This window comes from Roseovarius tolerans, from assembly GCF_028885395.1.
Lineage (GTDB): Bacteria > Pseudomonadota > Alphaproteobacteria > Rhodobacterales > Rhodobacteraceae > Roseovarius > Roseovarius tolerans.
Map to the genome: position 1 here is coordinate 2380110 of NZ_CP118494.1, position 15127 is coordinate 2395236.

Annotated in this window: 17 protein-coding genes and 1 tRNA gene; 6 read left to right on the top strand and 12 right to left on the bottom strand. The window is 62.6% G+C overall.

Annotated elements, in window-relative coordinates; translation table 11 throughout:
* Positions 1-228: 228 nt before the first annotated feature.
* Entirely contained in the window at positions 229-657 is a 429-nt protein-coding gene (locus PVU19_RS11740; RefSeq protein WP_050661268.1) for an Lrp/AsnC family transcriptional regulator, read from the bottom strand.
* Positions 658-776: 119 nt separating this feature from the next.
* On the opposite strand from PVU19_RS11740, the gene rocF reads away from it, so the two are divergent.
* The 3 genes from rocF to PVU19_RS11755 all read left to right on the top strand — a co-directional run bounded on the left by rocF (position 777) and on the right by PVU19_RS11755 (position 3453).
* On the top strand, positions 777-1706 hold the full coding sequence (gene rocF / locus PVU19_RS11745) for an arginase (protein WP_050661297.1): 930 nt from the start codon (positions 777-779) through the stop codon (positions 1704-1706).
* Positions 1707-1716: 10 nt separating this feature from the next.
* On the top strand, positions 1717-2766 hold the full coding sequence (locus PVU19_RS11750) for an ornithine cyclodeaminase (RefSeq protein WP_050661269.1): 1050 nt from the start codon (positions 1717-1719) through the stop codon (positions 2764-2766).
* A 150-nt stretch (positions 2767-2916) separates the two neighbouring features.
* A complete protein-coding gene (locus tag PVU19_RS11755) occupies positions 2917-3453 on the top strand; it encodes an isochorismatase family protein (protein WP_050661270.1) in 537 nt (178 codons plus the stop codon).
* A 4-nt stretch (positions 3454-3457) separates the two neighbouring features.
* Here PVU19_RS11755 and olsA read toward each other — a convergent pair whose 3' ends face one another.
* The 3 genes from olsA to PVU19_RS11770 all read right to left on the bottom strand — a co-directional run bounded on the left by olsA (position 3458) and on the right by PVU19_RS11770 (position 5344).
* Positions 3458-4291 carry a lyso-ornithine lipid O-acyltransferase gene (olsA, locus tag PVU19_RS11760; protein ID WP_050661271.1) on the bottom strand — a complete coding sequence of 278 codons (834 nt, stop codon included), beginning with the start codon at positions 4289-4291 and terminating at the stop codon, positions 3458-3460.
* A complete protein-coding gene (olsB, locus tag PVU19_RS11765) occupies positions 4288-5055 on the bottom strand; it encodes an L-ornithine N(alpha)-acyltransferase (protein ID WP_050661272.1) in 768 nt (255 codons plus the stop codon). The genes olsA and olsB overlap by 4 nt, the downstream gene beginning before the upstream one ends.
* Before the next feature lie 106 nt (positions 5056-5161).
* Entirely contained in the window at positions 5162-5344 is a 183-nt protein-coding gene (locus tag PVU19_RS11770; protein WP_050661273.1) for a DUF3553 domain-containing protein, read from the bottom strand.
* A 32-nt stretch (positions 5345-5376) separates the two neighbouring features.
* On the opposite strand from PVU19_RS11770, the gene PVU19_RS11775 reads away from it, so the two are divergent.
* On the top strand, positions 5377-5976 hold the full coding sequence (locus PVU19_RS11775) for a histidine phosphotransferase family protein (protein ID WP_160316342.1): 600 nt from the start codon (positions 5377-5379) through the stop codon (positions 5974-5976).
* On the opposite strand, the gene PVU19_RS11780 is transcribed toward PVU19_RS11775, so the two are convergent.
* The 8 genes from PVU19_RS11780 to PVU19_RS11815 all read right to left on the bottom strand — a co-directional run bounded on the left by PVU19_RS11780 (position 5973) and on the right by PVU19_RS11815 (position 12898).
* Positions 5973-7238 (bottom strand): glutamate-5-semialdehyde dehydrogenase, encoded by a 1266-nt coding sequence (locus PVU19_RS11780; protein ID WP_050661275.1) that lies wholly within the window; start codon positions 7236-7238, stop codon positions 5973-5975. The genes PVU19_RS11775 and PVU19_RS11780 overlap by 4 nt on opposite strands.
* 23 nt (positions 7239-7261) lie before the next feature.
* Positions 7262-8368 carry a glutamate 5-kinase gene (proB, locus tag PVU19_RS11785; protein ID WP_050661276.1) on the bottom strand — a complete coding sequence of 369 codons (1107 nt, stop codon included), beginning with the start codon at positions 8366-8368 and terminating at the stop codon, positions 7262-7264.
* Positions 8356-9393, bottom strand: coding sequence for a GTPase ObgE (gene obgE / locus PVU19_RS11790; RefSeq protein ID WP_050661277.1), 1038 nt, complete (start codon positions 9391-9393; stop codon positions 8356-8358). The genes proB and obgE overlap by 13 nt, the downstream gene beginning before the upstream one ends.
* Positions 9394-9431: 38 nt before the next feature.
* Positions 9432-9971, bottom strand: coding sequence for a GNAT family N-acetyltransferase (locus PVU19_RS11795; RefSeq protein ID WP_050661298.1), 540 nt, complete (start codon positions 9969-9971; stop codon positions 9432-9434).
* A gap of 190 nt (positions 9972-10161) precedes the next feature.
* Positions 10162-10431: a 50S ribosomal protein L27 gene (rpmA, locus tag PVU19_RS11800; RefSeq protein ID WP_050661278.1), complete on the bottom strand. Its 270-nt coding sequence runs from the start codon at positions 10429-10431 to the stop codon at positions 10162-10164.
* A gap of 11 nt (positions 10432-10442) precedes the next feature.
* A complete protein-coding gene (locus PVU19_RS11805) occupies positions 10443-11084 on the bottom strand; it encodes a 50S ribosomal protein L21 (RefSeq protein WP_050661279.1) in 642 nt (213 codons plus the stop codon).
* Between the two features lie 198 nt (positions 11085-11282).
* Positions 11283-12086, bottom strand: coding sequence for a hypothetical protein (locus PVU19_RS11810; RefSeq protein ID WP_050661280.1), 804 nt, complete (start codon positions 12084-12086; stop codon positions 11283-11285).
* Positions 12087-12088: 2 nt separating this feature from the next.
* On the bottom strand, positions 12089-12898 hold the full coding sequence (locus tag PVU19_RS11815; protein ID WP_050661299.1) for a DUF2059 domain-containing protein: 810 nt from the start codon (positions 12896-12898) through the stop codon (positions 12089-12091).
* 163 nt (positions 12899-13061) lie between these two features.
* On the opposite strand from PVU19_RS11815, the gene PVU19_RS11820 reads away from it, so the two are divergent.
* Both PVU19_RS11820 and PVU19_RS11825 read left to right on the top strand, forming a co-directional pair.
* Positions 13062-13151: transfer RNA gene (locus PVU19_RS11820), tRNA-Ser, on the top strand.
* Positions 13152-13402: 251 nt separating this feature from the next.
* Complete coding sequence (locus tag PVU19_RS11825; protein WP_152911572.1) at positions 13403-15055, top strand: hypothetical protein; 1653 nt, start codon at positions 13403-13405, stop codon at positions 15053-15055.
* Positions 15056-15127 lie beyond the last annotated feature (72 nt).

A 15127-nucleotide genomic window follows, 5' to 3' on the forward strand; every position in this document is an offset into this window, starting at 1 on the left:
GCGGTCGTTGAATGACCCGCCAGAAGGTGCCGCGTGATCGCAGGGCCGGGGACTGGCGATGTAACGGTCGTGGCGGGTACTTTATGCCAGCCAAGACAATGTTACTCCAATACGTAGCGAAACCCCTCAAATCGCCAGGCCGCGGGACGGCCCGGCGATCGCGCGGCACCTTCGGTGCGTTTCGCGCGGGGGGCGGCAACGGCAGCAACAGGGCCATGTGCACCCCACCTACCCCCCCGATTTCCACGTATTCAGCAAAAGGCTCGTCTCCGAACTCGCGATCCCGTCGAACCGCCGAATCTGCGCCAGCACCCGGTCGAGTTCTTCGAGCGTCTCGGTGCCGATCTCCACGATCACGTCCCACCGGCCATTGGTGGTATGCGTGGCGCGCACCGCACTCAGCCCGTTCAGTTGCCTTATCACCCGTTCGGTGCCGCGCCCCTCGATGCCCAGCATCATCAGCCCACGCACCGGATCGCGCGCCGTGTCACCGCGCAGCACGACTGTGAAGCCCACGATCTCGCCGCTTTGCCGCAGCCGCTCGATCCGTGCCCGCACCGTGGTGCGCGACACCCCCAACCCGATCGCCAGGTCCGACAGGGAGGCGCGTGCATCGTGCCGGAGCATAGAAATGAGTCGCCGGTCGGTATCATCCATTTCGCAAGTCTTTCACTCCATATCGTACAAATACACCCCGATTAGTGCAAAACAGCCGCTTCAAATCAACCCGTTTCGGCAGCACCCTCAGCGCGACACGCAAATCAGCAGAGGTTCCCATGACCCCGCAAGACATCATCCTGATCGGTGCCCCGGTAGATAGCGGCAAGGATCGACGCGGCTGCCTGATGGGCCCCGACGCCTATCGCACCGCCGGTCTCGCCGAGGCGCTGATGGATCTCGGCCATCGCGTCTCGGACACCGGCAATCTGACACCGCAGCCCGCCACCCCGGACCCGGCCCTGCCGCCGCATGTCTACGCGCCCGAGCAAACCGCCGGTTGGACCGCGACCTTGGCCGAGGCGGCTCAGGACGCGCTTGCCACCGGCCTGCCGGTGTTTCTGGGCGGCGATCACAGCCTGTCGCTAGGCTCGGTCGCGGGTGCGGCCAATCACGCCGCCGCCACGGGCCGCCCGCAATTCGTCCTCTGGCTCGACGCCCATAGCGATTTTCACACGCCGCAGACCACTGCCTCTGGCAACCTGCACGGCACGCCCTTGGGCTATGTCACCGGGCGCGCGGGCTTTCACGGGTTTCCGCCCGTGGCCCATCCGGTGCCCGAGGAGAACATCTGCATTCTCGGCCTGCGCTCGGTCGATGCCGCCGAACGCGAGGCGCTGCAGGCCACGCAGATCCGCTATCACGACATGCGGGTGATCGACGAGCAGGGCATCTCGCGCCCGCTCGGGGCTTTCCTCGATCATGTCGCCGCACAGGGCGGCGCGCTGCATGTCTCGCTCGACGTGGATTTCCTCGACCCCTCCTTCGCCCCTGCTGTCGGCACCACTGTGCCGGGCGGGGCCACGATCCGCGAGGCGCATCTGGTGATGGAGATGATCTGCGACAGCGGGCTGATGACCTCGCTCGACCTCGTGGAGTTGAACCCCTTTCTCGATGATCGCGGCCGCACCGCGCAGGTGATGGTCGATCTCGCGGCCTCGGCCCTTGGCCGCCGCGTCTTCGACCGTCCCACAATGGCCTATAGCTGAGGATACCCCCATGACTCTCGCCCCCTCCGACAAGGCGCTCGTGCCTTTCGTCTCCGTCGATAACATGATGAAACTGGTGCATCACATCGGGATCGAGCCAATGCTTGCCGGTCTGGCCGACTATATCGAGGCCGATTTCCGCCGCTGGTCGCTCTTCGACAAGACCCCCCGCATCGCCTCGCATTCCGAGGAAGGGGTGATCGAACTGATGCCCACCTCGGATGGTGAGGTTTACGGCTTCAAATACGTCAACGGCCATCCCAAGAACACCAAGGCGGGCTTGCAGACCGTCACCGCTTTCGGGCTGCTGGCCAATGTCGGCAATGGCTACCCGGTGCTTCTGTCGGAGATGACCGTGCTTACCGCGCTGCGCACGGCGGCCACCTCGGCGATGGTGGCCAAGCATCTGGCCCCCAAGGGGGCCGACACAATGGCGATGATCGGCGCGGGCGCGCAGTCGGAATTTCAGAGCCTCGCGATGAAGGCACTTGTGGGTCTGAAATCGGTGCGGCTCTATGACATCGACCCCGCAGCCACTGAGAAGGCCGCGCACAACCTGACCGGCATGGGGCTCGAGGTGGTCGCCTGCCAAAGCCCCGAAGCCGCGATGGAGGGCGCGCAGATCATCACCACCTGCACCGCCGATAAACAATATGCCACGATCCTGACCGACAACATGGTCGGCAACGGCGTGCATATCAACGCCATCGGCGGCGACTGCCCGGGCAAGACGGAACTGGCGGCGGGGGTTCTGCAGCGCTCCACGATCTTTGTCGAATATCCCGAACAGACCCGCATCGAGGGCGAAATTCAGCAACTCGATCCCGACCACCCGGTGACCGAGATGTGGCAGGTCCTCTCGGGCGAGGCACCGGGCCGCACCTCTGCCGAACAGATCACGCTGTTCGACAGCGTCGGCTTCGCGATCGAGGATTTCAGCGCCCTGCGCTATATCCGCGACCATATCGGCGGTACTGATTATTACATGGATCTCGACCTGTTGGCCGACCCCGACGATCCGCGCGACCTTTTCGGCATGCTGCAACGCGCCGCGCCTTGAACGGTCAAAGACGGCGATCAACGCCACAGGTTGCAATCTGGCCAAACTGCCGCGCCGGACAGCACTTGCAACCTGCCCGGATTGCACACACTCTGGCCCACACCCCGGCCACAGCGATCCGATGTCAAACCCAAGCTGAAGAGACACTTTATGCCCACCCTGGATGCGTCCACCTCCCACCTTCTGCTCATCGACTTTCAGGCACGTTTGATGCCCGCAATCCATGACGGAGACACGGTGACCACGCAGGCGGCAAAGCTGCTCTCGGCCGCACGCATCCTCGACCTGCCGCGCAGCTACACCGAACAGAACGCCGAAAAACTGGGCGGCACCGTCGCCAATCTCGCCCCGGAACAGGGCGAAACCGTGCTCTCGAAGATGAGTTTCGACGCCTGTCGCAACAGCGCAGTGACCGAAGACCTGTCAGGGAACGCGACCCTGATCGTCGCAGGCTGCGAGGCGCATGTATGCGTATTGCAAACGGTTCTGGGCCTGCTGGACCGGGGTCATCGCGTAGCGGTAGCGGCAGATGCAACAGGCTCGCGCACGCCCGCCAACCGCGACGCAGCTCTTGCCCGCATGGCCGCGCATGGGGCCGAGATCGTGACGACGGAAATGGTGCTCTTCGAATGGCTGGGCACCGCCGAACACGCGCAGTTCCGCGCGATCATGCAACTGATCAAATAGACCATCATACCCCGCGGCGGTCCTGCGGCATGCCCGATCGCACCGCAGCCTCCGCCGCCGATGCAAGCGCCTTGCGATCCGTGAACTCCGCCACCCGCAGCGGCGCGTGGTAGAGCACCGTCACGCCGCCCTGCCTTGGTGCGCCAAGCACCTGCGTCAGATGCCCGCCAAAGCTCATGTCACCCCACCAGCCATAGAACCGGCGATCCTGATCAGACGGCGCATGGTAGATCAATGTCACCGGCTGCACCTGCATCGGCTGCCTCTCGTCGAGCGTAAAGAACGCCTCGAAAAGCGTTGATTTAAAAGGTAGAACGCGCATACCGTCGGTTGAACTGCCCTCGGGAAAGAACAGCAGGCGATGCCTGAGCCCCAGCCTCTCGGCAAAGATCGCGGTCTGCGCCCGCGCCTCACGCCGATCACGCTTGATGAAGACCGTGCCGGTGAGCCGCGCCAAAGCGCCGATACCGGGCCAGCCCGCGACCTCGGATTTGGAGACGAAATACACCCGCTTGCGCGCGTTGAGTGCAAAGATGTCGAGCCAGGAGACGTGGTTGCAGACCACCGCGCCGGGGCCGGTCATCGGCTGCCCCTCGATACGATGCGCCATGCCAAGGATCGCGAAAACGCAGCGGCTCACCCATTTGGTGATCGTCGGTGACCACGGGCGGTGCAGGCCATAGAGCGGTCGCTCGATCAGCCGCAGCGGCAGTGTCGCCAAGACGCCCACCACCAGAAGCATCACCAGAAGCGAGCCCCGCAACCCCACCCGGGGCCAGTGCCCTGCCCCGCGCGACACCTCGGGCGGTGGCTCACCAGACCGCCATGTCACACTCACCGTGCAGCCCCCTTTGAATAGATCGCACGTTGCGTCGGGCTTAGCCGCGCGGTGTCCATGATCAGGCAGACATCGGTGGTGTTGAAGGCGTGATCGACATAGGCCCCCTCGCCGACATGACCACCAAGCCGCAGATAGGCCTTGATCAAGGGCGGAACCTGCAACATCGCCGTGCGCCGGTCGAGCGCCTCTTTCGCGATCAGATCCATGCGCTGAAAATGGTCGGGCCGGGCGCGCACCCGCAACTCGGGCGGTGCCAGATGACGGTGATGCAACAGTGCCAGCGGCTGCGCCAACGGTTCCGGGTCGGTGCCGTGAAAGCTCGCCACGCCAAACAGGATATCGACGCCGTGGACCTCGATATATTCGGCCAGACCCTGCCAGAGATGATACATGCCCGGCCCGCCGCGATAGGGCTTGGCCAGGCAGGACCGCCCCAGTTCCAGCAAACGCCGCCCGCTCTGCCGCAACGCGCCCAGATCATATTCGTCCTCGGAATAGAACTGCCCTGCGCGCGCGGCCTGATCGGTGCGCAACAGCCGGTAGACCCCCACCACGGCATCTGCCTGCGCCGTGTCGATCAGCAGCAGGTGGTCGAAATAGGCGTCGAACCGGTCCTGCTCCAGCCGCGCATCGTGATCGACCATCGGCCCGTCGCTGCCCAGTTCCGCCACGAAAACCTCGTAGCGCAGCCGCTGCGCGGCGCGCACGTCGTCTTCGGTCTCAGCGAGTTTGACACGGAATTGGGGGGCGTTGGCAATCATCGGCCTCGTCTCTGAACTCTGCCGCGGTTCTAGGCAAGCTCACGACAAAGTGCAACGCCGCCCGCGCAGGCGGGCTTGGCGGATGTTAACGATTTGATAACCTTGATCAGGGATCAAGAACGGGAAGAAGTTCCACTCGTGATCCGTCGATCACAACCTTGCCCTCTTCACGAAAGTTGACCGTGATGCGCCCGCCGATATTCGATTGCACCTGTCCCACACCCCAATCCGGGCGACCGGGGTGTTCGACCAGCATCCCCGGCTCTAGGATCGAATTCATATCGCTCATGCCACCCCCTGACGCGAAAGCCCGGCCTCATGGTGCAGGATGATCCCGCGCTCTCCGCGCTGATAGGCTCGCGCATCTGCCACGATCTGGCAAGCCCTCTTGGCGCGATTGCAAATGGTCTTGAACTGCTCTCGCTTTCCGGCCTCGGCAAGAGCGCGGAACTAACACTCATTCAGGACAGCCTGCGGGGTGCCGTGGCCACGCTCGACCTGTCACGCCTTGCCTTTGGTCGCGCGGAGCCGGGTGACATGCTGGACGCACATGATCTGCACGGCACCCTCGCGGCCTACTATGCCAACCGGCCCAGAATGGCACTGGACTGGCAGGTCACAGGCCCTATCTCTCGTCTTCATGCGCAGATTATCGTGCTGCTCTGTCTGGGTGTGGAGCGGGCCTTGCCACGCGGCGGGCAACTTCGCGCAACAGGCGCGCACCCGCGCATCGAGGTCTCTGCCCTCGGCGACACGCTCACCCCGGATCTCGCACTTTGGGAACGTATGAAGAGCGGCAAGGCGCTACCCGCACCGGACCCCCGCACTGCGCAATTCAACATGCTGCATTATTGTCTTGCCGTGCAGGGACTGACGCTTGACCACAGGCTGACCGACGGGGCGTTCACTGTCGCTGTTTAGGCCCGCGTCGCGCCATCACCCTCGACGAGATATTTGAAACTCGTCAGTTGCGCCGCACCCACCGGGCCGCGCGCGTGCATCTTGCCGGTGGCGATGCCGATCTCGGCCCCCATCCCGAACTCGCCCCCATCGGCGAACTGAGTCGAGGCATTGCGCATCAGGATGGCGCTATCGAGCCGGGCAAAGAACGCCGCCGCCGCCGCGTCATCCTCTGTGATGATGCAATCGGTGTGGTTGGAGCCATAACGTCGAATATGCGCAATCGCGCCGTCGATATCCTCCACCACCTTCGCCGCGATGATACTGTCGAGATATTCACAGCCCCAATCCTCGGGGCCCGCGGGCACAGTGCCGTCGATGCCCAACAGCACCTCGTCGGCGCGCACCTCTACGCCCGCGTCGATCAGCGCACGGATCACGCCTTGCCCGATAGTCCCCACCAAGTCGCGGTGGATCAGCAGGCATTCGGCGGCACCGCAAATCCCTGTGCGCCGCGTCTTGGCGTTGAGCACCACGCGCAGGGCTTTCTCCGGATCCGCCGCTGCGTCGAGATAGATATGCACGATCCCTTCGAGATGGGCAAAGACCGGCACCCGCGCCTCGCGCTGCACAAGGCCCACCAACCCCTTGCCGCCACGCGGCACGATCACATCAATCGTTTCGGTCATGGTCAGCATTTCCTGCACCGCCGCGCGGTCGCGGGTCGGCACGCACTGAATGGCATCCTCGGGCAAACCGGCGGCGCGCAGCCCCTCGACCAGGCAGGCATGGATCGCGCCAGAGGAATGAAAGCTCTCCGATCCGCCGCGCAGGATCACCGCATTGCCGGATTTCAGGCAGAGCGCGCCTGCATCCGCCGTCACGTTGGGGCGGCTTTCATAGATCACGCCAATCACACCGAGGGGCGTGCGCACTCGGCGGATATGAATACCCGATGGCTGATCCCACTCCGCCAGAACCTCGCCCACCGGGTCATCCTGTGCGGCCACCGCGCGCAGCCCCTCGACCATGCCCGCGATGCGGGCTTCATCGAGCGCCAGTCGGTCCATCATCGCCGCAGACAGCCCCTTGTCGCGGCCAAGCGCCAGATCCTCGGCATTGGCACTCAGAATCGCATCGCGCCCCTGCCAGACCGCATCGGCGGCAGCCTTCAGCGCGCGGCGCTTGGTAGCAGGATCGGCCACGGCCAATTCGGCGGCGGCGGCACGCGCCCGCGCGCCGATCTCGGCCATCAGCGCGGCAATATCGGTCTGGTCCTTCATGGTCTCACCCTCAAAAACACGTCTCAGATTGCCATATCGTCGCGATGGATCAAAGGCCCGCGCGCCGGATAGCCCAGCACGTCCTCGATCTGGTCCGAGCGCAGATGCTTGATCCGGTCGGCATCGCCCGCGTCATAACGCGTGAGCCCCTGCCCCAGCACGCGGCCCGCCTCATCGGCCACCTCGACCGGATCGCCTCGGCCAAACCGGCCTGACACCTGCGCCACTCCGGCGGGCAAGAGGCTGCTGCCCTTGGCCAAGGCCCCCGCCGCGCCCGCGTCAACGGTGATCCGCCCCTTGGGCTTCATCGCGGCAATCCAAGCCTTGCGCTTTTGCTGCGGATCGCCTTGGGCCAGGAACCACGTCGCCGCCGCCCCCTCTTCCAGCGCGCGCACCGGGTGCAGCACCGCCCCTTGGGTGATCGCCATGTCGCAGCCGCCCGCCGTGGCGGTCTTGGCGGCCATCAGCTTGGTCTTCATCCCGCCCTTACTCAGGCCCGATCCGGCATCGCCCGCCATCGCCTCGATCTCGGGCGTGACCGCCTCGATCACGTCGAAGCGGTGGGCGCCGGCGTCCTGCATCGGATTGGCGGAATAGAACCCGTCGACATCCGACAGCAGGATCAGCTGATCCGCCCCCGCCGTGACCGCCACCTGCGCCGCCATCCGGTCATTGTCACCGTAGCGGATTTCATCCGTGGCGACGGTGTCGTTCTCATTGACAATCGGCACCGCACCAAGGCGCAACAACTGCTCCAGCGTGGCACGGGAATTGAGATAGCGGCGGCGGTCGGCGCTGTCCTCCAGCGTGACCAGTACCTGCGCCGAGGTCAGCCCGTGCCGGGCAAGCGCGGCATCATAGGCCCCGGCAAGGCGGATCTGCCCCACGGCGGCGGCGGCTTGGCTCTGCTCCAGGCTCAGATCCGTCGCAGGCAGTCCCAGCACCCCGCGCCCGAGCGCGATGGAGCCCGACGAGACGAGGATCACATCCGTCCCGCGTGCACGCAGCCGCGCCACATCCTCGGCCAGGGACGCCAGCCACTCGGCGCGCAACGCGCCGGTGGCCCGGTCCACCAGCAGCGCCGAACCGATCTTGATCACCAGCCGTTTCGCGTCTCTTACGGTTGCCACGGCGCGTCGTCGTCCTCTACCGATCTGTGCCTCAACCGGTTCGCGTCGATCCGCTCACGCAGCGCGCGCAGCACGTCCGTGACACCCTCGCCGGACACCCCCGACATCAACATCACCGGCGTGCCGCAGGCCGCCTCCAATTCGTCTCGCAGGAACGCACGTTCCTCTTCGTCCAGCGTGTCGATCTTGTTGAGCACGGTCAGGCGTGGCTTGTGCGCCAGCCCGTCGCCATAGGCCTCCAACTCATTGATGATGGTCTGATAATCGGCCACGAGATCGCCCGAACTGCCATCCACCAGATGCAAGAGCACGGCGCAACGCTCGACATGTCCAAGGAAAAGATCGCCCAGGCCCCGCCCCTCGGACGCGCCGTCGATCAGACCGGGAATATCGGCCACGACGAATTCCACATTGTCCACGCCGACAACGCCAAGATTGGGGTGCAGCGTGGTGAATGGATAATCCGCGATCTTCGGTCGCGCATTGGATGTGGCGGCCAGAAACGTGGACTTGCCCGCATTGGGCAGCCCCAACAACCCAACATCGGCAATCAGCTTGAGCCGCAGCCAGATCGTGCGCTCAATGCCCTCTTGACCCGGGTTCGCCCGGCGCGGGGCCTGATTAGTCGAGGTCTTGAAGCGCACATTGCCCCAGCCGCCATTGCCGCCCTTGGCCAGTTGCACCCGCTGGCCGATCTCGGTCATGTCGGCGATCACCGTCTCCTCGTCCTCGTCGAGGATCTCGGTTCCCACCGGCACCCGCAGCACGATGTCATCGCCGGTATGGCCGGTGCGCTGACGGCCCATGCCGTGCTGACCATTCTGGGCAAAGAAATGCTGCTGATAGCGAAAGTCGATCAGCGTATTGAGGCCGTCCACCGCCTCGGCCCAGACCGAGCCGCCATGCCCGCCATCGCCGCCGTCAGGGCCGCCATATTCGATGAACTTTTCGCGCCGGAAGCTGACACAGCCCGCACCGCCCGAACCGGAGCGGATATAAACCTTTGCGAGATCGAGAAATTTCATGTGTCGTCCTTACGCAAAGGCCACGCCCCGGGCGGGCCTCATGTCATCTTCTTGCTATAGGTCCAGGTGGGCACATTCGCACCACGCGCCACGGAATAGCTCTCGGCATCCCCAAGATACTGAAAGCCGCAATTGGTCAAGACCCGGGCCGAGGCGGCATTGTCCTGAAAAACGCTTGCGAAAATCGCCTGCGCCTCGTGCGGATTGGCGGCCAGAACCGCCTCCACCGCCGCCGATGCGACGCCTGTATTCCAATAGGCCGGGGCCACCCAATAGGAGATTTCCGACCGGCCCACATCGACGCGGCCAAGGCTGATCAGCCCCATGACCTCGGTGCGGCCCGACTTGGTGCCGTCGATGGCCCAGATATCCTCGACCCGGTCCTCGGATTGCGCGCGGGCGATCAGTGCCTCGGTGCTGCCCGGCGGCAAGGGGTGCGGGATCGACGATGTCGCCCGCGCTACCCGCTCGTCGCCAGCATTATGCGCGATCAGCCCCGCATCCGACACCCGCAAGGGCCGCAAATCGAACCGCTCGGCCTCGATCACCGGCTGATTGACGATGGTTTCCAGTTTCATGCGCTCCTCCTCATGCTCCGGGCGCGTCTTGAGTCTCATCCAGATGGGGGCACCTGGCTGCGTCACAAGATGGTCCGCTCCTCTTCGCACCGCATTGTGACCCATCCTTGACCGCCCTTTGGCCGAAAACGGAAAAGGGGACCGGCACCTAGCACCGATCCCCTCATGTCATTGACCTGTCAAGGACGGCTTATTCCGCGGCCTCCGCCACTGGCAGAACCGAAATGAAGGTGCGGCCCTTAATTCCCTTGTGGAATTTCACGGCCCCCTCGGCGACGGCAAAGATCGTGTGATCCTTGCCCTGCCCCACGCCCTGGCCGGGCCAGAACTTGTTGCCGCGCTGACGCGCGATGATGTTGCCGGGGATCACGGCTTCGCCGCCGTATTTCTTGACGCCAAGGCGGCGACCGGCAGAATCGCGACCGTTACGGGATGAACCGCCTGCTTTTTTATGTGCCATTTGGTCTCTCCTTAGCCTTTGGTCAGCTCTTGGGCCTGCGCGATCCAGCCTTCACGCTCGATCCTGCCCTTGAACGACAGTTTTTCGTCCATATCAGCAACATCGGCCTCCGTCCATGCCGCGATCTGGGCAAAGGACGTGACACCGTTCTCGTGCAGCTTCTTCTCAAGCGCGGGGCCGACGCCCGACAGCTTCTTGAGATCATCTCCACCGGCAGCGCCCTTGGGGGCCTCCGCCTTTTTAGGCGCTGCTTTCTTGGCGGGTGCCTTCGTCTCGGTGGCGGCCACGGCCCCGGCGGACCCCGCACCGATGGCGGCCTTGACACCCGACTTGTCGCCACCCTTGGCGAGGATCTCGGTCACGCGCAGCAGGGTCAGCTGCTGACGATGCCCCTTGGTCCGCTGCGAGCCGTGCTTACGGCGGCGCTTGACAAAGTGGATGACCTTGTCACCCTTGACCTGATCGACGACCTCGGCCTGAACGGCAGCACCGTCGACAAGCGGCGCACCGATCACCGGCGCGTCACCGCCCAGCATCAAAACTTCGTTGAATTGAACTGTCTCACCGGCATCCGCTGCAAGCTTTTCGACACGGAGCATGTCACCCGACTGCACCTTGTACTGCTTGCCACCGGTCTTGAGGACCGCAAACATGGGCTCTTCCTTTTCTTTCCGCGCTCTGTGGTCCCTGCCCTTGCAGGTGTTTCCGGCCCGATGGCCACCTCGAACGGCGCACCCGTCAAGGGTGTCATGAACAACGAACCCGGCAAGATTATCCCGCCGGGTTGCGGGCGTATGCGACAGCGGGCACACAAAGTCAAGGGCCACGACCCGGCGAATACGCCCGAGCAGCTATAAATCCTCACCCTGCATCTGCATCGCCACCGCGCGGCCCAACTCGTATGAATTGGCCTCGTGCATCGCGTCGAACGCCAGGAAAAGCGCCTGGTTGAGCGCGCGCCCACCCGGATCGCGCCAGAGCGCGATATATTCCTCCAGATCCGCCCGGTCGACCGGTGCATAGGCCATTGCCATGAAGCCACGCAACCAGTCGCGCGTCTCGGTGCGCAACTCGTCCTCCTGCGCCCAGAGATCGGCCAGCATGTCGCCCTCGCCCAGACCAAGCCCGCCCCCCTGCGCCACCCCCCGGTAAAAGGCGAGGTTGGAATTCATCACACCAGCCACGTTGCGCTCGACCAGATCGCTATCGGCGATGATCGCCTCGATCTGCGGCACCAGCGGCGCATCCTCGGCCACCAACCGCTGGTATCCCGCCGCTGAAACCGCTTCGGTCCCGGGCTCAAGGAACGCCCGCCGCGTCGCCAGTTCCAGCGCGAGCACCTCGGCCCCCGGACCCTCGAAGAATGCAGTGAGCGGCGCCGGATCAACGCCCGCCATTTCCTCGGCGAAGCGCGCGCGCAGAATGCGCCCCATCTCATCGGCCTGATAGACCCGCGCCACCATGCGCGCCCAACTCTCGCGCTCGGAACCCGCCAGCATGTCCTGCCCAACCTGCGCACCGTAAAGCTGCCCTTCGCGCTGCATGATCTCGACGGTGTCGTCGAATCGCAGCGCCTGCATCAACCGCTCCAGGCCCTCGGCGCGCAGCGGCAGCACAAACAAACCACAGGCGAATGCCACCGCCAGGGCGCGCATGGTCACAGCTCTTGCGCGGGCTGCAATTCAACCATCCGGGCGGCCAGCACTTCGAAGCGGTTGGCCATGATCTCATATTGCACGGCGTTCATCAGCTCATAGACACGCGCCATCACCGGGTGCTCCAACGCCTCGACATAGGCGCCCAGATCCTCGGTCGGCAGGCTCGCATAGGTCACCGCCGCATTGGCCAGTGCCGAGGCCTCGATCTGTGCCCGCAATTCCGCCTCGCCCTCGGCCATCAGCGCGCGCAGCGCCTGCTCGTCGAGATCATATTCGAGCACCCCAGCATAGGACGCGGCCAGCAGGAACCGGACCTGGATTTCCTGCACCGCGCGCACCCCGGTACCGGCGCTGTCGACGGCGGCATTCATGTCACGCAGAACCTCGCGGCGCGCCTCCGGCATCTCGGTCAACAGGTTCAATCCCTCGGCGCGCTTGGCATCGTCATCCGCACGCATGTGAGAGGCATTCTCGACCGCCACCAGCCGCTGCCCCAGATCCGACGCGTAGAACTCGGCGGCATGGCCCAGCATCTCGTCATCCAGCGTCTCGCTCAACACGTCGAGCGCCATCTCACGCATCCGGCCAGTGTCGAACACCTCGCCTGCGACCCGTTCCCACTCATGCCCGAAATCGCTGGCCTCGAGCCCCAGCATCACCGGCGCATCCGCCGCGGCAAGCGCGATGGAATCGAGCGCCACGCCGAAGCCCGTGACCTCCAGATAGGCTTGCAGACGGTCGCGATCAGCGGCGCGTGCGGGCAATGCGGCGATAGCAACCACAGCGGCCGCGAACCCCATGGCAAACATCACCGCGCGCAAACGCGGTCTCGTAGCACGAAGCGGGCCTTGCATCACAGATTCCTTTCTCGCTATCACGGTGTTCAACCTAGGTAAATTCCTAGGCCAAACAATGCAAATCACCCTTGCCCCTCCAGCCAAAGGCGATTACACGCCTCCTCCAGACCCCCGCGGAGAGGTGCCGGAGTGGTCGAACGGGGCGGTCTCGAAAACCGTTGACCCTTCACGGGGTCCCAGGGTTCGAATCCCTGTCTCTCCGCCATAAAGACTGCGTATCCCATTGATATAGTTAGTTTTATTTGATTGGTGAGGATTTACTTCCCCCAATCCTTCCCCCGCAACGACCGAGATCCTCTCGGAACGTTCCGGATGACATACCTACATCAACATGCTAATTTGCGATCGCATTGAGCGGAGGGATTTAGCATTTTTGGTTTTCTGAAAAAGCGAAAATGGAAAGAACAAGTTAAGTTAGCAACGCAAAATCACTTGGCTTGCAGGCATCTATTGGATTTGGAAGAGAACTCCATCGAAGCAGGACTAACGTCTGCATCCCCATTTCCGTCTGCACATAAGGATAATCTCGAAACCAGCAGTGGTTATCTGATTTACCTTCGCTCGGGTGAGCCCTTGCCTTCAATGATTATCGGGGATGCGCTGGAAATGAACCGGAGCCTCCGGCGCGAATACGACGCAGACTTGAAGGCACGCAAAGCGTTCGCATCCCAATTTGGGAGTGCTAGCAAACGGTTACTCCCCTTTGATAAGATTTTCACACCAAACGAGGGATGGGAAATATACCTCGATCATTTCTTGGGCACAGCCATTCCTGTTCAAGAAAACAAAAGCTTCAGGCCCCCAGAGAGCGCCGCGACTTCTGGCTTCGCGGGTCTCACAACTGTGAATGGGGGTCCTAATGGCGACCCTCTCGAGTACGCCATTATAGCATTAAGGAGTGACGCATACCCCTATCAGGCGAAGAGCGAACTGGAAGAGAAATTTGGCCTTGGCGATTCAGAAGCCAGTGAGATTGTTCGCATTGCAAAGAAAAAAATCATGCAGAATCTGGAGGCAAGAAATCCTGAGGCTTGGAAATCGCTAGGATTAAGCTCGTACAGATCATCAGAACCTGAGGGCAATCAATACTTGGATGGATTGCTCGAAGGCGGTCGAAGGGCAGGTATGGACCCTGAAAAGCTGCGAGAGACATTTCAGAACATCAAACCAGAGAGAATGCGTGAACTAACTTCTCAGGTCGACGATATGATTACATCGGAACGCAAAGTTAATCTGCAAGAAATCCTAAGCAACGCTGCGGTCTTTGGCTTAACGGAGGGATACTATGTTGAGCACCAAGGGCGGATCTTTTTCTATTCAATAGCGGAAGATTTCTGGACACAGTTGTTCCAAAGATCCGTACTGAGTGACGCTGTAAGACTGGCAGCCCAAGACATCCAAAACCTTTTGTTTGAAAGAAATGGCACACATTCACCAGCATGTACTGCGCAATTTGTAAGGCTTGCTCAGCACGCGGTGCAGCCGAGCCAGATCGTCCAGCTTAAGGCCAAGCTACCTGACGGTGCAGAAAAAACTGCGCGACTTCACGCCGCAGCATGGGCTGGGCTATTGTTGGGTTTTCCGGTGATAGTTCGTGACGAAGCGCCCGGTGGGGTCATGGAATGGCACTTCAACGACTATCCGGGAAACGCAACGATTTACCGTGTTCGAGACGACGATGCGGACCCGTTGGAACTTGTCCACGAAGTGAATTGGATGCACCTTCAACGAAAAGTTCTAGAGAACAGAGGACGCACCGAAACTCGGGCAGAACACGCCGACCTCAGCGAGCATGAATTGCTCCACAATCCAAAGGGCGCTTGGACCGTCTACGTTGACGACAATTTCCACTACATGGATGAGGACGAGCGATACGTCCTCGGGACATTCGACAGCTACGATGCGGCAGTTACAGCCTGCCGGAAAATCGTCGATGATTTCCTCGAGGCCAATGATGCCAAGTCGGCCGATGAGATGTTTGAGAGCTATGTATCGTTTGGCGACGACCCGTGGATTAAAGGCCTGCCGCCCATATCGAACCAGCCGAATTTCTCAGCCCGAAAGTATGCAGGCGAGCGCTGCACTGAACTCCGGCCGCAGTCGAGTTGAATAATGATTTTTGGAGGAACTCTGCGGCGGTCGCTGCAAGCAAGCCGAGCCCTGCTAAGTAGGCGGATTTGA